Origin of the sequence: Christensenella minuta (assembly GCF_003628755.1) — a bacterium.
Taxonomy (GTDB): domain Bacteria; phylum Bacillota; class Clostridia; order Christensenellales; family Christensenellaceae; genus Christensenella; species Christensenella minuta.
In genome coordinates this window covers 112114-136534 of sequence record NZ_CP029256.1, presented here as the reverse complement: position 1 = coordinate 136534, position 24421 = coordinate 112114, and the positions used below count along the sequence as shown (strand labels likewise).

Annotated in this window: 21 protein-coding genes; 10 read left to right on the top strand and 11 right to left on the bottom strand. The window is 56.3% G+C overall.

Annotated features, from left to right (window positions below):
- Positions 1–22: 22 nt before the first annotated feature.
- The 6 genes from gltX to B1H56_RS00620 all read right to left on the bottom strand — a co-directional run bounded on the left by gltX (position 23) and on the right by B1H56_RS00620 (position 10503).
- On the bottom strand, positions 23–1480 hold the full coding sequence (gene gltX, locus B1H56_RS00650; RefSeq protein ID WP_066522176.1) for a glutamate--tRNA ligase: 1458 nt from the start codon (positions 1478–1480) through the stop codon (positions 23–25).
- An 89-nt stretch (positions 1481–1569) separates the two neighbouring features.
- Positions 1570–3216, bottom strand: coding sequence for a glutamine--tRNA ligase/YqeY domain fusion protein (locus B1H56_RS00645; RefSeq protein ID WP_066522178.1), 1647 nt, complete (start codon positions 3214–3216; stop codon positions 1570–1572).
- Positions 3217–3405: 189 nt separating this feature from the next.
- Entirely contained in the window at positions 3406–3930 is a 525-nt protein-coding gene (locus B1H56_RS00635) for a PulJ/GspJ family protein (protein WP_066522179.1), read from the bottom strand.
- Positions 3931–4281, bottom strand: coding sequence for a hypothetical protein (locus tag B1H56_RS00630; protein ID WP_147554713.1), 351 nt, complete (start codon positions 4279–4281; stop codon positions 3931–3933).
- Positions 4238–4798 (bottom strand): pilus assembly PilX N-terminal domain-containing protein, encoded by a 561-nt coding sequence (locus B1H56_RS00625; protein WP_066522182.1) that lies wholly within the window; start codon positions 4796–4798, stop codon positions 4238–4240. Before B1H56_RS00625 ends, B1H56_RS00630 begins: the two co-directional genes overlap by 44 nt.
- Positions 4795–10503: a type II secretion system protein gene (locus B1H56_RS00620; RefSeq protein WP_066522185.1), complete on the bottom strand. Its 5709-nt coding sequence runs from the start codon at positions 10501–10503 to the stop codon at positions 4795–4797. The genes B1H56_RS00625 and B1H56_RS00620 overlap by 4 nt, the downstream gene beginning before the upstream one ends.
- Positions 10504–10821: 318 nt before the next feature.
- Between B1H56_RS00620 and B1H56_RS00615 the strand changes: the two genes are divergently transcribed.
- The 4 genes from B1H56_RS00615 to B1H56_RS00600 all read left to right on the top strand — a co-directional run bounded on the left by B1H56_RS00615 (position 10822) and on the right by B1H56_RS00600 (position 14261).
- The gene (locus B1H56_RS00615) at positions 10822–12018 is read left to right on the top strand and encodes a type II secretion system F family protein (protein ID WP_066522188.1); all 1197 of its coding nucleotides are present in this window, start codon (positions 10822–10824) and stop codon (positions 12016–12018) included.
- Positions 12019–12121: 103 nt separating this feature from the next.
- The gene (pilM, locus tag B1H56_RS00610; RefSeq protein ID WP_162938944.1) at positions 12122–13036 is read left to right on the top strand and encodes a type IV pilus biogenesis protein PilM; all 915 of its coding nucleotides are present in this window, start codon (positions 12122–12124) and stop codon (positions 13034–13036) included.
- A 26-nt stretch (positions 13037–13062) separates the two neighbouring features.
- Positions 13063–13608, top strand: a complete 546-nt coding sequence (locus B1H56_RS00605; protein ID WP_162938943.1) for a PilN family protein — start codon at positions 13063–13065, stop codon at positions 13606–13608.
- A complete protein-coding gene (locus B1H56_RS00600) occupies positions 13605–14261 on the top strand; it encodes a hypothetical protein (protein ID WP_066522199.1) in 657 nt (218 codons plus the stop codon). The genes B1H56_RS00605 and B1H56_RS00600 overlap by 4 nt, the downstream gene beginning before the upstream one ends.
- Before the next feature lie 3 nt (positions 14262–14264).
- On the opposite strand, the gene B1H56_RS00595 is transcribed toward B1H56_RS00600, so the two are convergent.
- Positions 14265–15029, bottom strand: a complete 765-nt coding sequence (locus B1H56_RS00595) for a prepilin peptidase (protein ID WP_066522206.1) — start codon at positions 15027–15029, stop codon at positions 14265–14267.
- Between the two features lie 190 nt (positions 15030–15219).
- On the opposite strand from B1H56_RS00595, the gene B1H56_RS00590 reads away from it, so the two are divergent.
- From B1H56_RS00590 to B1H56_RS14910, 4 genes are all read left to right on the top strand, one after another.
- Entirely contained in the window at positions 15220–16926 is a 1707-nt protein-coding gene (locus tag B1H56_RS00590; protein ID WP_066522209.1) for a GspE/PulE family protein, read from the top strand.
- 13 nt (positions 16927–16939) lie between these two features.
- Positions 16940–17995 (top strand): type IV pilus twitching motility protein PilT, encoded by a 1056-nt coding sequence (locus tag B1H56_RS00585; protein ID WP_066522211.1) that lies wholly within the window; start codon positions 16940–16942, stop codon positions 17993–17995.
- Between the two features lie 76 nt (positions 17996–18071).
- Entirely contained in the window at positions 18072–18392 is a 321-nt protein-coding gene (locus B1H56_RS00580; protein ID WP_066522214.1) for a hypothetical protein, read from the top strand.
- Positions 18393–18570: 178 nt separating this feature from the next.
- Entirely contained in the window at positions 18571–18987 is a 417-nt protein-coding gene (locus tag B1H56_RS14910; protein WP_066522215.1) for a prepilin-type N-terminal cleavage/methylation domain-containing protein, read from the top strand.
- 97 nt (positions 18988–19084) lie between these two features.
- On the opposite strand, the gene B1H56_RS00570 is transcribed toward B1H56_RS14910, so the two are convergent.
- The 4 genes from B1H56_RS00570 to B1H56_RS00555 all read right to left on the bottom strand — a co-directional run bounded on the left by B1H56_RS00570 (position 19085) and on the right by B1H56_RS00555 (position 21069).
- A complete protein-coding gene (locus B1H56_RS00570) occupies positions 19085–19345 on the bottom strand; it encodes a transketolase C-terminal domain-containing protein (RefSeq protein ID WP_121418945.1) in 261 nt (86 codons plus the stop codon).
- A 175-nt stretch (positions 19346–19520) separates the two neighbouring features.
- Positions 19521–19658, bottom strand: coding sequence for a bacteriocin (locus tag B1H56_RS00565; protein ID WP_121418944.1), 138 nt, complete (start codon positions 19656–19658; stop codon positions 19521–19523).
- Between the two features lie 74 nt (positions 19659–19732).
- Positions 19733–20206, bottom strand: a complete 474-nt coding sequence (gene rlmH, locus B1H56_RS00560) for a 23S rRNA (pseudouridine(1915)-N(3))-methyltransferase RlmH (RefSeq protein WP_066522221.1) — start codon at positions 20204–20206, stop codon at positions 19733–19735.
- A 32-nt stretch (positions 20207–20238) separates the two neighbouring features.
- Positions 20239–21069: an MBL fold metallo-hydrolase gene (locus tag B1H56_RS00555; RefSeq protein ID WP_162938942.1), complete on the bottom strand. Its 831-nt coding sequence runs from the start codon at positions 21067–21069 to the stop codon at positions 20239–20241.
- Positions 21070–21183: 114 nt separating this feature from the next.
- On the opposite strand from B1H56_RS00555, the gene B1H56_RS00550 reads away from it, so the two are divergent.
- Entirely contained in the window at positions 21184–21738 is a 555-nt protein-coding gene (locus B1H56_RS00550) for a TetR/AcrR family transcriptional regulator (protein ID WP_066522222.1), read from the top strand.
- Between the two features lie 202 nt (positions 21739–21940).
- Positions 21941–24355, top strand: coding sequence for a YhgE/Pip domain-containing protein (locus tag B1H56_RS00545; RefSeq protein ID WP_066522225.1), 2415 nt, complete (start codon positions 21941–21943; stop codon positions 24353–24355).
- The last annotated feature ends 66 nt before the right edge of the window (positions 24356–24421 follow it).

The following is a 24421-nucleotide window of genomic DNA, read 5'->3' as shown; positions in this document are numbered from 1 at the left end:
TTTGCAGCCAAGGAGCCGCACATCATTGGAGCGCATCTTTGAGCTTGGCAATTCCCGTTTCGAGGCGCGAGAGCGTCTCGTGCTTGCCAAGGAGATAGGCGATCTCGATCGCGCCGCCCGGGGTGACGGGCGTACCGGATACCGCGACGCGCAGCGGATAGAGCAGCTGCCCGTTTTTCACGCCCAATTTTTCCACAAGCTCCATCATGGAATCGTGGATCATCGTCTCCGTGAAATCCGGGAGGTCCCGCAGGACGGGATAGGCGGCTTCAAGGTATACGAGCGCGCTTTCCGGCGTGACTTTCATTTTTTTATGGCTGTAAAGGCTGATATCGTAATCCGGCAGCTTGGAAAGGAACCGGAGCTTATCGGGTATCTCTGTCATCACTTCGAGGCGCGGCTGGATCAGCCGGGTGATGAGCGGCAGGTCGAACTTTTCCGGGTCGATCACCTGCCCGAAATACGGCATTGCCATTTCAATAAACTGTTCTTCCGAAAGCGCGCGGATATATTCCGCGTTCATCCATTTCAGTTTTTCCACATCAAAGATCGCCGGGCTTTTACTGATGCCCGATACGTCGAACGCATCTACAAGCTCAGGCAGCGTGAAAATCTCCTGATTGTCCGAAGGACTCCAGCCAAGAAGCGCGATATAGTTGAGGATCGCACCAGAGAGGAACCCTTTCTCCACAAAGTCTTCATAGGAAGCGTCCCCGTGGCGCTTGGAAAGCTTCGCGTGTTTATCCCGCATGACCGGGGGCAGGTGGATATATTCCGGTACGTCCCACTCCATCGCTTCATAGAGCAGGTTATATTTGGGGGTAGAGGAAAGATACTCGATCCCGCGGATGACATGCGTAATCTTCATCAGATGGTCGTCCACCACGTTTGCGAGGTTATAAGTCGGGTAGCCGTCCGATTTCAGGAGGATGTTATCCTCCATATCGCTGTTTGGGACCGTGACGTCGCCGTAGACCATATCGCTGTACGTCGTTTCCCCCTCCGTTGGGATATTCTGGCGGATGACATACGGCTCGCCCGCAGCGACCTTTGCCCGCACTTCCTCCGGCGTGAGGCTGAGGCAATGCTTATCGTATTTGAATTGTTCTCCTTTTGCCTCACACTCCGTGCGCAGGCCGGAAAGGCGCTCTTTGGTGCAAAAGCAATAATAAGCCGCGCCGCGCCGGACGAGCTCTTCCGCGTAATCACGGTAGATATCCTTGCGCTCGGACTGGATATAGGGGCCATACTCCCCGCCAACATCCGGGCCTTCGTCGTAGATGAGTCCCGTATCTTTCAGCGTGCGGTAGATGATCTCGCTTGCCTCGTCTACAAGGCGTTCCCTGTCCGTATCCTCGATGCGCAGGATGAATTTCCCGCCGTTCTTTTTGGCAAACAGGTATGCGTACAGCGCCGTCCGCAGGCCGCCGATGTGCAGGTAGCCCGTCGGGCTGGGCGCGAATCTTGTTCTTATCTCCATAATACCATTCCTTTCGATTCCTGGTCTGTTCCTTCCTTCTGGCAGGGACCTTATAGGCCGCTCCGCCCTGCCGCCGCATACGGCGCGCGTTACTTTTTCATTGTTTTGGCAAAGCTGTCCTTCAGGCTCACGATCTGGTTGAATACCAGTTTGCCGTCCGCCGTATCTTTTGTATCGATGCAGAAATAGCCCTGCCGCATGAACTGGAAGCGGCTGCCCTTTTCCGCAGTCCTGATATGCGGCTCGATCACCGCGCCGTCGAGGACGGTCAGCGAGTCAGGGTTCGCCACGCACGTACCGTCTGCGGACTCGGTGAACAGATAATCCAGCAGCCGCACCTGTGCCTTTACCGCAGTATCGCGCTCCACCCAATGCAGCGTGCCTTTGACCTTCCGTCCGCTGTTCTCGCCGCCGGATTTCGTTGTTTCGTCGTAGGTGCAGACCACTTCCGCGATGCTGCCGTCTGCGTCCTTCACCACACGTTCGCACTTGATGATATAGGCATTCTTGAGGCGTACTTCGCCACCCACATACAGACGGAAATATTTATTGTTGGGCTTTACCTCGAGGAAATCGTCCTGCTCGATAAAAAGGTGCTTCGAGAACGGCACTTCATGAGTGCTTTCCCCGCCCGGCAGGTCTTCCGCCGCCAGCAGCTCCGTTTTTCCCTCAGGATAGTTTTCTATTGTGAGCTTAAGAGGCCGGAGCACCCCCATTACGCGGGGCGCATGGGCGTTGAGGTCTTCGCGCACGCAATGCTCGAGCAGGCGCACGTCTACCTCGGATACTGCCTTGGCAACGCCGATACGTTCGCAGAAATCGCGGATCGCGGCGGGCGTATATCCCCTGCGGCGCACGCCGGAAAGCGTGGGCATACGCGGGTCGTCCCATCCGTAGACCACGCCGTCGTCGACCAGCTTTTTCAGGTACCGTTTGCTCATAACCGTATGCGTCAGGTTGAGACGCGCGAACTCATACTGGTGCGGAACGTTCTTACACTCGCAGTTTTCTATGAACCAGTCGTACAGCGGGCGGTGGTCTTCAAATTCCATCGTGCACACCGAATGCGTCACGCCCTCACAGGCATCCTCGAGCGGATGCGCAAAATCGTACATCGGATAGATGACCCACTTTTCGCCCGTACGGTGATGAGGCGCTTTTACGATGCGGTAAATGGCGGGGTCACGCATGTTAAGGTTTGGGGAACTCATGTCGATCTTCGCGCGCAGCACCTTTGTGCCGTCTTCAAATTCGCCCGCTTTCATACGGCGGAACAGGTCCATATTCTCTTCGGGCGTCCTTCCACGGTATGGGCTTTCCCTCCCCGGCTCCGTGAGCGTGCCGCGGTATGCACGCATTTCCTCCGGCGTGAGGTCGTCCACATAGGCAAGCCCCTTTTCGATCAGGCGCTCCGCACATTCATACATGAATCCGAAATAATCCGAGCCATAGGCTTCGGCCGCCCATTCAAAACCCAACCATTCAATATCCCGTTTGATGGCGTTTATATATTCTACATCTTCACGGGCGGGATTGGTATCGTCAAAGCGCAGGTTGCACTTTCCGCCGAACTTTTCCGCCAGCCCGAAATTGAGGCAGATGGATTTCGCGTGGCCAAGATGCAGGTAGCCGTTCGGCTCGGGTGGGAACCGCGTTACAACACGATCCACTTTTCCGTCTGCAAGATCTCGCCCAACAATCTCTTCGATAAAATTCTTTGACTCGTTTTCCGCCATAAATGAACCTCTTTTCCAATTCTCTTACGAACTTTTATTATAACAAGAATCAGGGCCGCGCGCAATATTGCGCGCGGCCCGCTTTTGCGGATATTTCGCTTTGGCAAACGGAAAACGCAGCCGCTCCAAGGCAGGAGCGCAGGAGACGGCGGCAGGGCCGAACGGGGCCGCGTCCGCCGCGGACGGATTTCAGGAAACCCAAGCAAGCGGCGTGACGCTTTGCTTCGCCGTATAGACCGCGCGGCCGTTCCTGTCTTTCACCGTGACCGTGACCGTAAGGGCATGGGATTCCCCGGCTTTGGCAAAAAACACCTCTACGGTGTCGCTGCGGTAATAGCGCTCGTCATAGCAGGGCACGAAGTTTGCCTGCGCACTGCGCGCAATATACAGGTAACCCGGCGTCTCCCCCGCGGGAGCCGACGTAATCCTCGTGTTTGGATAAACGCCGTTAAACTCGATCAGCGAACCGTCCTCCGAAATTTCGGGTTCCCGATCCGGACGCGCATAAACAAGCTCGTTTTGCACCGCATCAAGTATGTTGGCGGCGACAAGCTGCGCGTCGGACAGTTGGACCGCGCCGCTGTAAACATTCAGCACCGGCACCAAAACAGCCGCCGTTCCGGCGGAAAAAACCGCAAATACAGCGATCGCGATCACCATTTCGACCAGTGTGAAGCCTTTCTTCAGTTTCCGTAACAGGTTCCTGCGTCTCATTTATTTCCCCAGCGTAAAGAACGTGACCGGGCCTTCCCCATATACCCGGATGGCGGCGTTCGTCTGTGAATCGTTTTGGTCATCAAACCGGAATTCCAGTACGGAGCTTTCGTAGCCGCCCACGTCCTGCATGGTTTCGATATCCGAGCATCTTTGGCGTATCTGTCCGTATTGCTCCCGCGATGCATTGAGCATATGATAGGAGACGGCCACCATCGCCGAAACCGCGACCATGACCACTACAAAAACAGCGATCGCCACGATCGTCTCGACCAGCAGCTCGCCCCTTTTCCACCGATTCCCGGTTTTACGGCCTGCCGTATTTGACAAGCGTCCAGCCCGTTTCCGCATCTCCATCCTCCGGTTTTTGATAAGTATACTCCGCGACAAGCTGATAGTCCCGGCTTTTATATTGCACATGGAACGCCGCGGTCAGTTTCCCGACCGAATACAGCGTCCCGTTTTCGTCAAAGCGGACACCCTCCGCGGTCAGTGCGACCGGCTCCATATTGAGCCGGGTACCGTCTTCCGACAAAAAATCGTCGGGCACGCCGTCCTGCGACAGGTTTTGCACGGAAACCGTGCAATGGTAGCTGTATTCCGTCTTTTCCCCTTCCCGGTCGGCTTCGAGCATTTTATTGACGGGGCCCCATACGGTGCCCCACAGGTCCGTCATTCCTTCCGTGAAGGTGGAGGCAACCGACCGCGCGAAATAATAAAGCTGCTTTTCCTCCCGCAGCGCCGCAGCTCTGCCGACCGACGCCGACGCGGCTGTGAGCACGGACGTGCCGATCACCAAGAAAACGATCAGCAGGATCAGGGCGATAATCATCGACGCCCCTTCTTTTGCCCTGCGCTTCCCGTTCATGCCGCCTCACCGCCCGTCTGTTCCGATCCGGCACTGCTTTTTGCCGCATCCAGTTCCGGCTGCAAGGACGGAGACAGTTCCGGCTCCGCCGTCTCTTGGGACGAAGGCTCCGCGCCTCCTGACGGGCTGGGGGCCGTTTCCCGGGCCGAGGGCTCCTCTGCCGGAAGCGTATTGAAGGACGCCGCGGGCAGAACCGCCGTGACATCGACGGAAAGCGGATACGGATACCCGCTTTCCGGGACAAAATGCCACACGCCGCCGCCCAGAATGCCGAGGATACTATTTGAAGCCATAGTACGTCCGCTGCAAAATTCCACCGGTGAAGCCGCATTGCCCGATCCTGCCGCCTGCTGTGCGCTGCCCTCGAGAATTACGCAGGAATTAACCGCACCTTCATTGAGCCCCGCAATGCCTCCTTTAAGGACGGATGTTTCGACGCTCCCGAGCGTACCCGCAAAATAGGAGTGGCTCACGCCGCTTCCATAGCTGCGTCCGGAAAGACCGCCCAGATAAGATCCTTTCAGTTTCGTGCCCTGGTTTACCAGTATAATATCCGCCGTACAGCCGCAATAATCAACCGCCCCGCCCGTGTTATATCCTACCGCGCCGCCCAGATAAGCGGTCACATCGAAAGCATCTCTTTCGATCACCGCGGTAATTGAACCGCCGATCACCATACAGTTTTCCACCCGGCCGCTTGTCATGCCCACAATTCCGCCCAAATATAACTGGTTTATATTTCCCCACGCATCCTTTGGCTCACGGTAGGAAAGCACAATTTGCGGATTGACCAGGCAGACATTCCTGACATTTCCATTGGACCGGAGCATAAGCCCACCCGCGTAACGCCCCGGATCTCCCGAGCCGCCTTCCAGCGTTCCGATAAGCGGCGTAAGGTTTGAAATAATGTGTCCCGCCCCGTCGAAATGACCCTTGAAGCTGGCGATCGGCCGATAGCCTACACCCAGCATATCGATATCCTCCATTTGCTGGAAATAAGCGTCGTTTGTTTTGCTGTCGTACTGTTCGACGAGCTGCAGGTCGTCCGCGCTCCAAACCTGGTATGGATCGCCATAGGTGCCCGAACCCTTCAGGCCGTCGGACAGCGTCGTATCTTCCCACGGGGTGCGCTGCGCAGCGGAAGCGCCGCGCAGATAAGGATACGGGTACAGATAGGTGCCGGACACAGGGACGGCATCCGCGGTAAACGCCGTCCCGATACGTGCCGCAATGAGCGCATCCTTCGTGACCGGCTCATCCTGTACGCCGCTTACCGTTCCGGCGCCGACGGCGTTTTTATTGAGCGCCGCTTCCGCGAGCGTGTAGATATTCTGCACCCGCGCAGCGGACGGCGACGTATTTTTATTGAGGCCGATGACGCCGCCCGCCGAGCCGCTGCCCGCTGCGTCGCCTACATAGCCGATGTTATAGCACGCATTCACTGCGGCACTTTCCCCGTTTCGGCCGATAACGCCGCCGATATTGCCGTCCGCAAGCGTTACGGAGGACTTTTTCACGCTTTCCACATTGACGCGGCCCGTATTATAGCAATTGGTAACCGTACCGGTGTTTTTTCCTAAAACGCCGCCTACGCTGCCGCTGGCCCCCGTCATTTGCACGGTCCCGGCGTTGTAGCACCGGTCGACTAGGTTTACGCTGCTGCCCGCGATCCCGCCCGCGAGACTGCCTGCAGCCGAAGAAACCTGCGCCGCATTGACGCATCCGGTGATTTCGCCCGTATTGCCGCCCGTAACGCCGCCCACCGTCTCTGCGTTTACCGCGGTATAGCGCGTCGCGTTGGCAAGGACCTCCTGCAGCGTCATGGAAGGCGCCGCTGGAACCGTACCGCTCACACAGTCCCGGATGATGCTTTCGTTGGCCCCAGCGACACCGCCGAGACTGTCTCCCGCATTCGCTGTGTCCGCCGTCTGCGCGAGGGACGCTTCGTTGATGCAACCGATGATTTCGCCTGAATATGCGGAATAACCGGGCTGGTCGGTCAGCCCGTCCGCTTCCAGCGCCCATCCGGCACCGTCGTAGGTCAAATAGCAGCGGATATAATATCCCTGCGCCGCTTTTTCACCCATGCCCTGGAGGTCCGCCACCGTAAGGGCGGTTATTCTCCCCGCACTGCGCCGGTACAGCGGATAGACCGTGTCTTCTATCGTCACCGCGACGCCCAGCTGGTCCGGCCTTTTTTCCCAGCCAGGCGGCGTATTCGTTTCCGTCAGGTCAAGCGTTTGGAACGCAAGATAGAGTTCGTTGAACTGAGCCGGCAGCGCGCCGCCGGCCGTATACAGAATCCGTTTATCTTTGCTGCCCTGCCATGCGCCGTTTTCGGCATGCAGGTAATTATCGGCAGGCGTTACGGGACGCCTGTCCGCACCGGCAGCGGACCCGGCGTTCAGCCCGGCGACGCCGCCGATATTCTTTTGTTCTCCCGCGCTGCCGGCACTGCCCGCAACGCTTACGCCCGGCTTGACCGTACAGCCGCTTACCGTCCCATAGTTCACGCCGGCAATGCCGCCGACGTTTCCGCGGCCCATGACCGCACCCGATTCTAAAGCAAGGTCCCTGACCGCTGCCGTCTCGCCGACCTGCGCAAACAAGCCCGCGTCGCCGGTTTTTGCGGCGACCAGCAATTGGGAAATGGAATAACCCCCGCCGTCATAGCTGCCCGTGAGTTCGCCTATAGGCGGGATCACCGCTTCGCTGCCGTCGAAATTATGCAGTCCGATATTTCCCGTCTGCACAAAATTTTCGCCGCTGCGGTAGCGTACATTATATAGATGCCGCGCATTCGCGATCTGATTTCCCTCATCCGCCGTCCCCGCGTACAGCGGATTTTCCAGGTTGGAAACAACTGTTTCTTCTCCCGGATAGGTCACGCGCACGCCAATGCCTTGCCGGTCACGGAAATGATTTTCGATCGTGTTTTGCAGATCGTCCATCAAAATGCCGTCCAACACAATTTTATAAGTATCGTCTTCGTAAAAAACGGGGTACTCCCTGCCTGAATTCCCGGTCAGAGGATTTTGCAGGGCTTCGCGCACGGATGTTATACCGCGCAGCGCAGGCAGGCTGATATCCCCGATGGTGTCGAGCACATGGCCGCTTTCATCCAGTAATTCCACGGAAATTCCCTTTTGCAGGGCAGAGGCCCCATTGGTCCATTCCGCCGTCAGCAGTTCGCCGTTTTGCATACGCGCCATGAGCGCTGGTACTGCCGGCGTAATCTGTTCCCACGGAGTGGCCTGCTCGCTTTTGAGGCCGTATAAATACGGATACCTGTAGTAAAAAGTATCCGCGACGGAAGGGTCGTCCCTGCGCCACGGCTCATCCGTATAGTAGTCCGCAAGGTCTTCCGGCCGGTAGACGGCCCGCAGTTCTCCGCGCGCGCCAAGGATGGAAACGCCGAGCGCATTCGTCAGGTTTTCACCGGGAATAAAACTGCAGTTGGTGATAAAATCAGGGTCCGTTGTTTCGTCGCGTCCGACGATACCGCCCGCAACAGTGTTTTCCTGCCACTCGTTATAGCCGATATAGTTGATCGCATAGCAGTCCGCAAGCTGCCCGTCCTGCGTATTGCGGCCGGCTACGCCGCCGATCATGCCGTTTGCAAGCGGGATGTCGTCCCCGGGATCATTTTTGCCGCCGTCCTTTAGATTGATCCGTCCTGTGTTATAGCAGTTTTCAATGCGCGCGCCGTTTTCTCCTGCGGCGCCGCCAACGCTGCCGCCGTCTCCTTCCGCAACGACCCGGCCCGCATTATAGCTCTCCTTGAGCACGCCTCCGGCATTAAGACCCACAAGGCCCCCCGCCCGTCCGTTTTCCGAGTGGTTCTCTATTTGTGAAATATTGATGCACTGAGAGACTGTTCCCGCATTCGTGCCCGTAACGCCGCCGACAGCGGCACCCTTTTCACGGGCTTGCCCGGAAGAAAGCACGCACGGCAATTCCTTTTCGATCTCGACCGGTTTCTGGTTCCGAAGCACTTTTTCCGTGTAGAAATAAGTATTTTTATAGGTATACTGTACGGCGTTCGCCGTCCCGGGCGCGGGGAATACGCCGCTCTTGCAGCCAATGATCTTCCCGTTGTTCACGCCCGCGAGGCCGCCTACCGACGCCCCGCCCGTGACGCTTCCCGAGACATTGCAGTTTTGGAGTACGCCCACGTTTGCGTTCGTTCCCGCAATGACGCCGCCCGCAGTCCTCACGGGAACGGTTTCCGTTCCCACCTGCGCGCCCTCGACCGTGAGGTTTTGAACGCTTCCCCGGTTTTCCTCAAACAGCCCGGCCTGTCCGGACACGGACGCGGCCATGAGCTCGGTTATTTTATAGTTTCCGTCTTCTCCCACCGCAGCCTTTGCGTCCTCCGCGCTGTAGGTTCCGGCAAATATGCCCAGCGGCGCAATGGTGACCCGCGCTCCCTCGGCCAGGACCCGGTCGCCCGTTTGATCGAAAAACGCCCGCATACTGATATCGCCGATCTGTTTGAAGGCGCCTGTGATATACCCTTTTTCGTTGGTCATATAGCGCACATTGTTTAACTGCCGCGCGTCACGGAGCGTATAGGTAAGGCTTCCGTCCGCCCCCTTTTCCTGCCCGGCAAAATAGCTGTGCTCCATATTCCCGGACTGCTTTACGGCAAGCTCGCCGCCCGTATCCGCCGCCCGTGCCGTAACCTGCGCATCGAGCATGCCGACCGGAAGGTCGGGATAGCAATTCGCTATGCCCATGTCCCGCGTGGAATTATAAGCGTTCCATTCACTGAACACATCGAGAATCCATACGATGTGCCCGGTCCCGTCCGGGTCCACCTCCGTTTTATAGACCATGGGCCTGGCAGGATCCGCTTTTTCGATCGCGGTTTTTGCGTTGTTGTACGTGACCGCCCATACCGTTCCACCGGCGGACGCCCGGTCGGTGACCGCGTTGGGGTCGAAGGTGAACGTATATCCTTTTTTCGGGTCCTCCAAGGAAAATACGCGGAATTCGTATTGGGTGTTTTCCTTTGCGTTCAAATAATCCGCAATGTCGCACTCCACGCCCAGCATGCCGCCGCTGTTCACGATACGTACGGAAAGAGTCTGGTCTTCCACGCGTTCGGGCAGGCTGCCCGTATAATCCACCCCGTAATATCCCTGCTCTTTTTCCCACAGGGCATCCTCCCTGCGGTCGTTCACATTCGTCGGATCGCCGTCCTCCCCGGCGTAGTCTAAAAACGGTTCTTCCGAAACAAACGCGGAGCGCACCTGCCCCGTCTTCGCGTTATACTCGAGGAGGATCGATTTTTCCAATAAGAGCTGATCTGAAATGTAACCGGAGAGGAGCTGGTAGAGCCTGCTTTGCCGTTTTTCCCCATCTGAATCCATGCGCGCGAGCGCGAGGTGTCTGATATTGCCGCCGTTTTCGTCCATTTCTTTTTGCGGGACTTCCGGCAGTATCTTTTTAAGGTCTACCGGCGCTCCATCCGGATCAAGCGCCGCCGCGTCGTTCCCGTCGCCCGTCCAGCCTGTCAGGTAGTTCTGCGCCGCCAGAAAAACCGTACGGGCGTTGTTATTGAGCCCTTCCATTTTGGCCATTTTGATGTAACCAAAAATCGACGGGATCAATATTCCCGCCAGCACTCCGATAATCGCAATGGTGACAACGAGTTCTACCAGCGTAAAAGCCAGTTTGCTTTTTCCTTTCGTTAAAACCACGAACAGGCTCCCTCCGCAAGAAAATTAATTCCCTCTCCTGCACGGTGCACGGCAAAACACATTCCCTCTTTGCGCCCGCAAAGCCGTTCTTTGATTTATGCCGCTTTGACCGCCCAGTCAAAATACAATCCCCGACTAATCCAGTATACCACAAGATGTTGTGAATCATCCATTATTTTAAAATTTTCATATGAAGTTTTGTTGCGGAATTTGTGATTTATGATATGATAAAACTATATTGTTGTGCGGACTTATTTTTTTGACCGTAAACATAACCGTATTTAGACAGTATTATTTCAGAAAGGTCGTACCTTTGGATTGAGTCAGTTTCGATATACCGCCCGCGACGCTCAGGGCAAAACAGTAAAGGGCATCCTTACGGCGGACGGCATCCCGTCCTTTTACGCTTCCCTTCGCGAGCAGGGGCTTTATTGCCTTTCCTACAGCGAGGACGCGGACGCGCAGCAGGCGCGGCGGCGCCTCCACAAGATGAAAACCAGGGAGCTTATCGTTTTCTGCCGGAAAATGGGCACGATGATGGAATCCGGGCTGAGCATGACGGGGGCTTTCGAGGTGCTCTACCAGACGGCGGAGACGCCCGCAATCCGCGAATTATACCTTTCCGTCTATGAAAGCATCCAGAGGGGGATGTCCCTCTCGCAGGCGATGCGGCTCGAGGGGCAGTCTTTCCCGCCTTTCCTTACCAACATGATCGAATCCGGTGAAACGAGCGGCAACCTCGATTCCATTCTTTTGACGCTTGCGGGCCACTATGAAAATGAGAACAAGCTGATGCATAAGATCAAATCGGCAACGATCTATCCGACGATTTTGCTTGTCGTTTCGGTGGGTGTGATTATCCTGCTCTTTACTTTTGTGCTTCCGAATATGATGACCATGTTCCAGAATGCTGAAATCCCCCCGATTACAGAGTTTGTCATGAGTGTGAGCGGTTTCATGGTGAATTACTGGATGTGGATCATCCTCGCGATCGCTGCGGCCGCCGTTTTGTTTTTGAATTCCGCGCGTATGCCCTCCTTCCGTTACGTGCTCGACCGTATGAAGCTGCGCATACCCATTACGGGGAAAATGAACCGCACCGTATATTCCGCGCGTTTTGCGCGTTCTATGTCGATCCTGTATGCGAGCGGCATCCCGCTGATTACATCGCTGCGGCTGTCCTCGAACGTCCTCGGCAACCTGTATATCGACCGGCTGTTTACTTCGCTGATGCAGGACGTCAGCATGGGCGAATCCCTTTCGTCGGCCATCGAACGGGCGAACGTATTCGACCGGCTGCTTCCTTCCATGGTGCGTATCGGGGAGGAATCGGGCAGCCTTGACCGTATCCTTGCCAGTATTTCGGATTACTATAACACGGAATCCGAAAACGCCATCAACCGGATGATTTCTATTTTGGAGCCGGTGATGCTGATCGTGCTGGCTGTTATTATAACGATTGTGCTGGCAGCTGTGATGCTGCCTATATATTCGATGTATTCGAGCATGCTGTAGGCTTCTTCCCCGCGGAAGGGCCGGCCCGGTGCGTCGCAAAAGCCGTTCCGCCGAGGTGGGACGGCGCGTTTCCGGCAACGGAGGCGCAGGAGAGGTGAACCGATTGATCGCTTTAGACTTTACAAATCTTTATATCCGCGCCGTAAACGGGAAGGTTTCCGGCGGGAAAATTTCCGTGGACCACGCGGCCAGCGTTCCCCTTCCGGGGTATATGGACGCGGACGGGGCCGCAGACCAGAGGGCTGTGGCGGACGCTGTGCGCGGGCTTCTTTCTTCCGGTTTTTCCGGCAGCCGGGCAACCGTGTTGGTATCGAAGAGCAGCGTGATTTCCAACGAATTCGTGCTGCCTTATGAAAAAAATCCGATCGCTATGCGCAACATCGTGCAGGGGGAGCTTTATAAATCGCAGACTTCGGACGATTCCATCCTGGATTATACGATCCTGGAGGTATTCCCTCAGGACGGCAGCACATTCTGCCGGGTGCAGGCCTATCTCGCAAGGCGTTCCCTTGTGGAATCCGTCGCGGAAATTCTTTCCCTTGCCGGGAAAAAACCGTATTGCTACACAGTGGCGCAACACTGCCTATATCAACTGCAGCACCTGGGAAACGGTTTTTCATCCGGCGATATCATCGCCGCGAACGTGGGCAGTTCGCGTATCCACGTTACCTTGCTCGCCCAGCCCAATATTTCCCTGACCCGTTCGGATGTGGTGATGCCAGGCAAACAAGCGTTTTCCGACTCTGCCGGACACCGTTACGACGTTTCCGCAGCAATGGAGGCGGCTACGCAGAATATTTCCAAAATGATGCAATATCAATCCATCAAATACCCCGGCCGGGCGTGCGATTCGATTTTTATTTTCGGCGACACCGCAAGCGAAGAGATGGCCGGCGGTATTTCCGCCGCGCTGGGGCTGCCGGTTTCCCTACTGCCCCGCCCGGCCGCGGTATCCGCGCCCAGCGGATTTTTATTCCATCAATACGCATATGCAACGGGGGCGCTGCTGGAAAAATGAACAGGAATTTGAAAACGACCGTAAATATGTTTCAAAACAGAAAAGCCGCGCCGACGAGCGTAAAATCCGTAAGCTCCGGCTTTATACTCGTACTTGTGTTCATCGTCCTCGCGGCGTGCGTGGGCGGAGGATATTTCCTGGCGACGGCGCGCGGAAGCATGCTCGATACGCAGATCGCAATCGCAGACCAGTATATCGCGGACCATGCCCTTGAATTACAGGAAGTGAACGAAATTCAATCGCAGATTTCGGGATATGCGCAATACGACGAAGCGGCGGGGGCCGCGCAGGACGCGCTTGCCGCTTCGTCCCAGTACAGCGGCGCCGTTTACAGCAAAATCGTATCCGTAAAACCCGAACGCGTAACCATCACCGGGCTTGCGCTCGGCAAGGCGGCCCTTACCATCGAATGCAGGACTTCGGACAACCTGCCCCCCGCCGATTTCGTGCAGGCGCTTGATCGGCTGGATTATTTCCGGGAAGTAGGTTATCCCGGTTTTCAGGGAACGCCTGAGGAGGGGTACGTATTCTCCGTGGCCTGCGTCCTTCCGGAAGGAGGCGCAGCAGAATGAAAAAATTACAGAAACGCGAAAAGGTATTGCTAATCGTCCTGCTGGTGATCCTGGTGGCTGTTGTCCCCTTTGTGCTGCTTATTTTCCCGGTTATGCAGCAAAATACCGGAAAGGCAGACACACTGGCGGTGCTCGAGGCTTCCCGGATGGAAATGGAGACGCGGCTTGCCGCGAAACCGGCGCTCGAGACGGCGCTTGCCGAGATCGAGGAACGGTATGCGGAAAACGAGGAGCTGATCCCGCCCGCAATGAAAAATTACGACATCCATTACCTGGTGAGCGACATTTGCAGCAAGGCGGGCGTTACGTTGGATTCCCTGAGCATCGGGGAATATGAAGCGGCCGGCGACGGCACAGACGGCAGCCAGCAGCCGGAACAGGAGCAAAGCGCATTCCTTTCGCGCGTGGTGCTGCAGTTCACGGCAACCGGAAATTTCGAGCAGACGGCGAACGTCCTCGAGCAGCTTTACGAACTCCCTTATATGGTGGTCACGGAATTTTATATCGACATGGAAAACCCGCAGCTGCCGTCGGCAACTTCTATCCAGGCGGAGCTTTACGCGGTGGCACAGCCGGGAGACGCGGCGCTTGACGCCGCAGCAACAGAGGCGGAACAGGCCGCGCAGGACGCGGCGGACGCAGCCGGGGCGTAGGCATCAGAGCGAGAACAGGGACAGGTAGGCGCTGACGATCGTATCGCCGAAGAGCGCCGCGGTAAACAGCGCGATGGCAAGATAGGGACCGAACGCAATTTTGTCTTTTTTGGTTTTTCTCTTCAGGGCGATCAGGACGAGCGCGCAGACAGCGGCCAGCACCGCGCCGGCGAGGGCGGCAAAAACAATGTTTTTCCATCCGAGCAGGAAGCCGCTGACCGCCATCAGTTTGACGTCGCCTATGCCGAAGCCGTCCGTCGCCAAGGCAATCACGAGCATGGGAACACTGATGCAGGCCGCGCCCACCAAGCGGGAAATCCAGCCGACCTCCGGAACCAGAAACAGGGCCGCGATGCCGAGTCCGAGGATAATGAAGTGGAACCTGTCCGGAATCTCCTGCGTATCTATGTCGATAAAGGCGACGGCGACCAGGACGGCGGAAAAGGCGCAGAACAGAACGGTTTCTATGGAAATGCCATAGCGGACCCCGCACAGCAGGAAGCATCCTGCCGTGAGCAGCTCTACCAACGGATAGCGCGGTGAAATGCGCGCGCCGCAGCTCCTGCACTTCCCGCGCAGGAGCAGGTAGCTTAAGACAGGGATATTATCATACCCGTGGATCATACTTCCGCAGCCCGGGCAGACCGAACGGCCGGAAGCGACGGAGACGCCCCTCGGAATCCGGTAGATACACACGTTCAGGAAGCTGCCGATTATAAGCCCCAGAACGAATAAAAAAATATAAGATACGACGAGTATAAGTTGCATGCGGTTCCTCCCCCGGGCGGATGCGTGCAGCAGGGACGGCATCCGGCCTCTTTTGTCCTGTTCCATATCTTAACACAGATCGGGCATTTTTTCAGCACCCGGATAAACAGAACGCGGCCGCCCCGGTGCGGTTGGCCGTCCGCCGTTTGGGACGGCGCACGAAAATCGACAATTTGGGAGTTTAAGACGAATGAAGAATATCAGGATCGGCGAACTGCTGGTAGACAGCGGCATTATCAACGAGCAACAGCTGAAAAGCGCGCTCGATATCCAGAAACAGTCCGGCGGGAAGCGGCTGGGCGATATTTTGATCGACCTTGGCATTATCAGCGAGGAGCATCTGATGGAGGCGCTACAAAAGCGCCTGAACGTTCCCCGAATCCATTTGCAGCATATCAATATCCCAAACGAAGTCATCCGCGAGGTGCCGGAAAGGCTGGCGCGGGAATATTCCGTGCTGCCTGTGAAATTGCAGGGAAACGTCCTTGAGATCGCGACTTCCGACCCGCTTAATTACGACGCGATCAACCAGCTGGGCCTCGTCAAGGGCCGCAGGATCGAGACTTCCCTCGCGCCCAAGCATGAAATCGAGAGCGCGATCGAGCGTTTTTACGCGCTGCACCAGGTGGACGAAATTGCCGAGGACATCAGCCGTGAACGCGAGGTGTCGGAGAGCCTTGAACAGCTTGCCGGCGAGGATTTTTCCGAGATCGAGGGCCGGGTGGGGAGCGCCCCGATCGTGCGCTTTGTGAGCATGCTTGTGGAGCAGGCATACCTGAAGCGTGCCAGCGACATCCATATCGAACCGTGCGAGAGCGTGACCCGCGTCCGCTTCCGGATCGACGGCGACCTCGTGGACATCACCGAGCTTTCCCCGTCCGCGCACGCGTCCCTCGTGACGCGTATCAAGATCATGGCGGACATGGACATCGCGGAACGCAGGCTGCCCCTTGACGGACGGTTTAACGCGCAGGTGGAGGATTCGGAAATCAGCGTACGCGTATCTTCCATGCCCACCGTGTTCGGAGAGAAGATTGTTATGCGGCTTTTAACAGACAGCAAGTCGGGCATTTATAAAATCCAGCAGCTGGGTATGACGCCGGAAAATATCGAGCTTTTTTACAGGCTGATCGGCGCCCCAAACGGCATCGTGCTGGTGACCGGACCGACCGGGAGCGGAAAATCCACCACGCTGTATTCTATTCTCGCAGAGATCGCGACGCCGCTTGTGAACGTCGTTTCGGTGGAAGACCCGGTGGAAAAGGTGATTTCCGGCGTCAGCCAGACGCAGGTGAACCCCAAGGCCGGGCTTACCTTTGCCTCCGGCCTGCGCGCCTTCCTGCGGCAGGATCCGGATATTATTATGATCGGGGAAATCCGCGATGCGGAGACCGCGGATATCGCTTCGCGCGCCGCCATCACCGGGCATCTTGTACTGTCGAGCCTGCACACCAACGACGCCGCTTCCACCTTTATGCGTCTTGTGGATATGGGCCTCGAGCCATACGTCGTGGCTTCGTCCGTCGTGGGCGTGGTGGCGCAGCGCCTTGTAAAGCTGATTTGCCCCAAATGCAGGGCGGTTTATACGCCGACCGGCGCGGATATTTCCTACCTGCATTCGCTTGGAATGGAGGATATCCCTACGCTTTATTACGGCGCAGGCTGCGACGCGTGCAATAATACCGGGCACTACGGCCGGACAGCGGTGCACGAAATCGTCAAAACGGACAACGCCATCCGTGACATGGTCGTCGGCCACAAAAAGACGCAGGATATCCTTGGTTACCTGAAAAACAAAAATCAAAAATTCCTGATGGACAACGCGCTCGACCTGCTGCGAGAGGGAAAAACCGATATTTTCGAGCTGTACCGCATCGCGACGGCGGAAGAAGAATAGAGAGGACTTTTTTATGATAGACGAATTGATTGGCATGGCCCGCGAGATGGACTGTTCGGACATCCATATCGCCTGCGGCGAGCCACCGATCGTGCGTAAAAACGGCGAATTGAAGCGACTTTCGGGCAGGCCCGTATTTACCCCGCAGACAGTTGCCGAAATCGCGCGGGAGATGCTGCAAAAAAGCGGCGGCAGCGGCAGCCCGGAGGACGGGGACGTCGATTTTTCGTACCAGACACCGTCCGGGGAGCGGCAAAGGGTCAATATCTTCCGCCAGCGGGGCGAGATTGGCATCGCCGTCCGCCTGCTGCAAAAGGATATTCCGACCATCGGCGAACTGAACCTGCCTTCCATCTTTGCGGAAATTGCGGATTACCCGCGCGGCCTTGTTCTGGTGACCGGGCCGACCGGAAGCGGTAAATCCACCACGCTCGCGGCGATGATCGACGCGGTGAACGAAAAACGCAGCTGCCACATCCTGACGCTTGAGGACCCGGTAGAATATATGCACGCGAGCAAAAAGAGCATGGTCAACCAGCGCGAGATCGGGCGCGACGCAAGGAGCTTTTCTTCCGCGCTCAGGAGCGCCCTGCGCGAGGACCCGGACGTGATCCTTGTGGGGGAAATGCGCGACCTCGAGACCATCAGCTCCGCCATTACCGCGGCGGAGACCGGACACCTGGTGATGTCTACTCTGCATACCATCGGCGCGGCCAAGACCATCGACAGGATTATCGACGTGTTTCCGCCTTACCAGCAGCAACAGGTGCGCACGCAGCTGGCGACGGTCCTTAGGGCCGTCATCACGCAGACGCTGATCCCCCGCGCGGACGGTTCAGGACGCGTTCCGGCTTTTGAGATTATGCTGGTGAACGACGCTGTGGCAAACCTTGTCCGCGAGGGCAAGACCTTCCAGATCGCCTCCGTATTGCAGACGAACACGCGGACGGGAATGATCTGCCTCGATATGTATCTTGCGCGGCTGGTGAAGGACGGTACAATTACTATGGAGGCTGCCCTCGACCGGGCGGCCAGCAAAGAGGAGTTGAAGCGTTACGTCCAAATCTGAGTATGATTCCGTCGGACAGGGAGCGTCGAGGAAGGCCTTTATCTATACGCTCACCGGTATCGGCATTGCGGTCGCAGTGATTTTGATTGCCGTCTTTACCTTTTCGGTGGAGTACCGCAAGGCGCAGTACGCAAGCTATGCGCGGCAGCTTTATTACAGCGGCCTCCTTTATACCGCGACGCATTCCACGGAAACCCCCTATGACCTGAGCGACGGGGAGCTCTTTTATATCACGGACACGGACCGCCTTGGGGAAAGCTTCCCTTACGGCGGAGAAATCCGTATCGCGTTCAGCGAAAGGGGCGAAATAAAGTTCGCGCAATGGGACAGGGAGGACGGGCGCGATTTTATCGACCGGTTTGTCACACTGCCCGCGAGGTATCCACCGGATACCTGATTTTTCCCGTTTTTATGCGAATAATTAAATATATACCTGATTGACTTTATATTGTTTTGCGTGTAAAATATGAATTATGCAATACGTGAGCGGCGCTTCCTTCTAAGGATATCCGGCCGCCCACAAAGACAGGGCCACGGCGGCCTGTCCTATTTATTTTATCAAAGGAGTTATTGTTATGTATCAACTATTTCAACGCCACCGCAGCAAGAAGAAAAAAGGCTTTACGCTCATCGAACTGATTATCGTGATCGCAATCCTTGCGATCCTTGCGGCGATCCTCATCCCGAATATGATCGGTTATATCAATGAAGCAAACAGCTCTGTCGCAACTGCCAACGCAAGGTCGGTCTATTCGGCGGCGGCAGCAGCCGCGGCGATTTCCTTAACGCAAGATCCCGTAGACCCTGTGGCAACTATCACAAATGAAACAGTCGCAGCCCTGGGGGACACTGGTTTTGCAGGCAGGATCAAAACGCTTCTGGGAGACAACTTCTCCGGTTTAATAACCGTTAACGTCAACGGAAATCAAGTCACATCTACGACATGGACGGATGAAGGCGATCCAACAAAGACCGGGACCTATACGCCTTAACAACAAATTGAATATTCATATTTGATTTAGTAAAAAAGAACTCAACTATCGAGTTCTTTTTTATTATCATTATTCCAAAGCACTGCTTACTTCACTTTCAAAGGTGCAGCGCCTGCCGCAAATAATCCATCTGCCCGACCTCGCGAAGCGGCCGTGTACGCCTGGCCGGGATGGGATATTCCCGCGCAAGCGTCTCGCTCACCGCCGAATAGGCCCCGCCAATGATACTGTAGTTTTCCGCCGTAACCGCCGCTTTTGTTTTGCGGACGGACGCGGGCCGGGTCTCCCGGTCCACGGGCGCTATTGCCCTGATGTATGGCGGTATTATTTTTATAGTACCATAAACCGGATTTTTCAACCAAAAAAGGACGCTGGATGCGTCCTTTTGGAGATGCTAATCAGGTATCGATTTTCTCCCTGGAAACGCGCCCGCATTTATCGCATCTGATAATCAGCCAGTTCGGCTCTTCTCCACCGATGATCGTCCAGCTTTTGCTGCCGCAGCCTCCGCACACCAAATAGTCCGGACCGTATCAGTGGGATTTCGTGTATATCTTGATCCCGCCGTCTACCGCATTCAACTCGTCGTCAGTCAGCTTGCGGAACTTACCCATTTCTACCGGCTGCCCATCCGCAAATATCCGTCCGTTTTCTTTCCTAATCTTCGCCATGTTCATTGCCCCCTTTTTTGTTTTCCTGTCATCTTAATATACGTTCTGTTTCCAAAACTATCTCAAAAAATATTCTATTTATGATAGGTTTCCCCATGCATGATCTTGAACGCGCGGAATATCTGTTCTAACAGAACGATGCGAAACAGACGGTGCGGAAGCGTCATCCGGGAAAGGGAGAGCCGTAAATCCGCCCGGCCGAGCACCCCGGCCGAAAGCCCGAGCGAGCCGCCGATCACAAAGGTGAGGGTGCTGCTCCCACCGGACATCAAGCTGCCGAGCTTTTCCGCAAAGGCTTCGGAAGACATTTCCTTCCCGCGTACATCGCACGCGACCACATAGCCCTCGCATCTCCTGAGGATACGCTCCCCCTCCGCCGCGCGGACCGCCTCTTCGGCCTTTTCTCCCTTTACGTTCGTGAGCGGTTCGTCCGGCAGTTCGTCAATCACGATACGGCAAAAACGGCCGAGCATTTTGGCATACTCTGCCTGCGCTTTTTCGTAAAAAGCTTCCTTCAATTTTCCTACGCATACAATTTTGATTTTAATCGGTTTTTCCCCACTCCCGGGCGGCGCCCTTTTTATACGGCAGCGTAAATACCGGTTACACCTTCGCGCTTTGCCATAGCGACTGCGACATGTTTACCGATTACGACCCCGTTTTGCCGCAGGAAGCCGCACACCGTTTCATAGGCAAGCTCGTAAAAATTATTTTTTTCGGAAAGATGGCCGAGCAGGATGCCGCGCACGCCCGCCGCCGCCAAACGCATCGCAGTCTGGGCCGCGTCGTCGTTGGACAGGTGACCGTGCGTGGAAAGGATACGGCGTTTGAGATAGTAAGGATACGGCCCGCATTTGAGCATTTCGACATCGTGGTTGGATTCCAGCAGCACGATGGAGGAACCCGCGACCTGCGCGAGCATTTTTTCGGTGACCCGGCCAAGATCGGTCATCACGCTGACCTTTTTCCCGCCCGCAGTGAGGCTATAGCCAAAGGGACGCACAGCGTCGTGCGATATTTCATATGGCTGGACGCACAGCTCTCCGACATAAAAATCCTGTTCGTCGATCACACGGATATTCCCCGGCCGCACCTCGCCGAGGCGCTTTTCCATCTCGCACCACGTTTGCCCGTTCGCGTAAACCGGGATATCGAATTTGCGGGAGATCACACCCACGCCCGCGATATGGTCGCTGTGTTCATGCGTAATGAGAATGCCGTCGATATCTTCCATATGGATATCGACCTTTTGCAGTTCGGATACGATTTTCGTGCACGAATAGCCCGCGTCCACAAGGACCTTGGATCTTTCCGTGCCGACGTAGATGCAGTTCCCTTTCGATCCGCTGAACAGCGGGGCGATCTTCAGCTCCATATGTTGTGCCTTTCTATCTGTTCCAATACAAATCATTGTATACCTCTTTTTCCTGTTTTTCAATCCCATTCTTTTCTTCTTGCTATTTGCCTGCGAATAGGGTATAAAGAAACTGTACTGACCGGTCAATTCTATTTTGGGGTGGTTTCCATGAATAAAACAAAAGAAGCAATTTATGAGGCATCGGTGGACGTATTTTCACAATCGGGCTATACGGGCGCGGCAATGGACGAAATCGCGGAGCGGGCAAAGGTCGCCAAGGGCACTTTGTATTATCATTTCAAAAGCAAGGAAGACCTGTTCCTGTTTGTAATGCAGACGGGCCTTGGCCATATGATCGACGACGCCAGGCTGATCCTTGAAAAGCCGCTCCCTCCCGAGGAGAAGATCGCCGGGCTGTGTAAGTCGCAGCTGCGTGTCGTCCGCAAAAACGAAAACTTTGTCAAGGTGATCTTAAGCCAGCTGTTCGGCCAGGAGGAACGCCAGCGCCTGCTGCGCGGCAAGCTGAACGAATATGCACAGCTGATCCGCGAATGTATCGGCGAGCTGAGGATCGAAAAGGGCACCGAAAAAGAGACCGCGGCCGCGGTGTTCGGCTTTCTCGGTACGATGGTCTCGGCTGCCGTTTACAGCGCCATGGCCGGACCGCAGAAAAAAGATATTTCCAGCCTGCTGATCCAAAATTATTTGCATGGAATCCTCTAGGCTTTCCCTGCTTTTTCCGCTGCTTTCCGGCGGCTTAAAAAATGCGCGGCTCCGCGCATTTTTTAGTTGCCGGATTTTGTAGGCCTGCCTTTCCAATTTTAATTTTCCCGCTGTTTCGCTGCCAAAAATATGTTGACAAATAGTACATAAAGCAATATTATTGTACTGACTAGTCAGTACAATTTAAAAGGGAGTGTGTGCATTGAAATTTGCAAAAATCGCCGGAAGCGATATATCGGGGATTTTCAGGAACCGGTTCATCCGCGTTTCCGTGGCGGCGATACTGATCGTACCGATGCTGTATAGCCTATGCTACCTTGCGGCGTTCTGGAACCCGTACGGACGGCTTAAGGACCTTCCCGTCGCGGTGCTGAATCTCGACAGGGGCGCGGCGCTGGACGGCAAGGATGTAAATTACGGGGAACAGGTGGTGAACGACCTGAAGGGCAACGACGAGGTGGGATGGTCTTTTATCTCCCGGGACGACCTTGCCGACGGGCTTGAAAACACCAAATATTATTCGCTGTTTACGATCCCCGAGGATTTTTCGCAAAAGATCGTGAACGCCAAAACGGCCGCGCCGACCAAGGCGGAAATCGTTTATACCTCGAACCAGGCAAAGAACTTCCTTGCCTCGCAGATCGGAGGCAATGTGGAAACGCAATTGAAGGAAAGGGTTTCCGCTTCAGTGACCAAGGAATATACGCGGGGCGCGTTCGACGGGCTTTATGACGCGAGGGATGGACTTTCCCAGGCGTCGGGCGGCGCTTCACAGCTTTACGATGGCATCCTCGAGCTTTCCGGCAAGATTCCCGACCTTTCGTCGGGCGCTTCGCAGCTTGCGGACGGCGCCGCCACGCTGAAAACCGGACTTGGCACGCTAGACGGGAACACGCCTTCCCTGGAAAGCGGCAGCGCGCGGTTGGCGGATGGCCTTGAAAGCCTGCAAAGCCAACTGCCCGCGCTAGCGGACGGCACGGCGCGGCTAGCGGACGGCGCCGAACAGGTATCCGGCGGAATCAATACCCTCGCGCAGAAAAGCGGCGAGCTGGCAAGCGGTGTGGACCGCCTCGCGTCCGGTTCTCAGAAATTAGCGGACGGCCTTGAAAGCCTGAACAGCCGGATGCCTGCGCTGACCGGCGGAGCGGAAGCAGTTCAAAACGGAACGTCTGCCCTAAAATCCACGGTGGATCAACTGTCCGCTGGGACCGGACAGGTCTCGGGCGGTCTCGACACGCTGGCCGCCGCGACTTCTTCGACCTCAGATTTCGATACCGCAATCGATGGGATCAAGGCCCTGGCCGCGGGCGGCGCATCCGCAGACGATATCTCCGCCGCGCTTGACCAGCTGCAGTCTTCCTATCACGCGGACCTCGGCACACTGAACGGCGGGATTGAATCCGCAAAAAGCGGCCTTGCGGACGTGGCCGCGGGACTCGGCAGCCTGTCTTATACGCTCGATCCGGCCAATTCCGCGATGCCGGACGGCTCACCCTCCTTTGCGGCGGGCGTATCGCAGCTGGTGGCAGGTACGGAAGCAGCCGCTGGCGCGGCTGCAAAACTGGCAAGCGGTTCCGGCGCCGTCAATGCAGGGATCGCCGAGCTTTCCGGCAATATCCCTGCACTGACGGCAGGCATCGGCGAGCTTGCGGACGGCGCTTCGGTCCTTACCGCCGGGGCACAGCGGCTTTCCGTCAAGACGCCCGTCCTTATGGATGGCGTATCGCAGCTGAGGGATGGCAGTAATGCGCTGGAAACGGGCGTTGGCAGGGCGGCTGCGGGCATCGGGCAGCTTTACATCGGCTCCGCGGCGCTGTCGGACGGTATGGCTGCAATGGAAAACCAGCTGCCCGCACTTACAGACGGCGTATCGCGGCTGACAGGCGGATCGCAGGCGCTTTCCGAAAAGCTGGCTGACGGCGTGTCTTATATCGACGGGAACCTCGTAAATTCCAGCGGGGCGATGGCGGATTATATCAGCGGTCCGGTGACCATATCCAGCCGGCCGATCAATCCCGTGCCCGATTACGGCACCGGATTCGCGCCGTACTTCATCCCGCTTTCCCTGTGGGTGGGCGCGATCCTGATGTTCTTCATCATTTCGCCCAAGGCCGACCCGCGCTTTGCGGCGGGCAGCGCACAGGCTGTCGTCGGCAAGTTTCTTTCGTATGCGTTCGTAGGGGTATTGCAGGCCGTACTGGTGGGCGCGGCAGTGCTGGCGCTTGGACTTGTGCCGAACCATATCGGGATGTATTTCTTTACGGTCGTTGTAATGTCGCTCGTTTCCATTGCCATCGTGCAGACGCTGATCTCCCTGCTGGGCGACGCGGGGCGGCTGATCGCCATTGTGCTTCTAATTTTGCAGCTGACATCGGACGCGGGCACCTTCCCGCTCGAGCTGGTGCCGAATTTCTTCCGGGTACTGAACCCGTTCATGCCGTTTACCTATTGCGTGACCGCGCTGCGGGAAGCGATATCGGGAAACGATATTACGCTGATCTGGCAGTGCATCGGCATTCTTGCGGTCTTCCTCGGCGTTTCCCTCGGACTTTCCATCGCGTTCAAAAACCGCGCTGAAAAGCTTCAGGATAAGGTGGAGCAGATGCGGATCGCATGAGATCCGCGCGAAAACAGAGAGGGCCCCGGAGCCGCAAACGCTTCCGGGGCCTTTTGTAAAAAATTT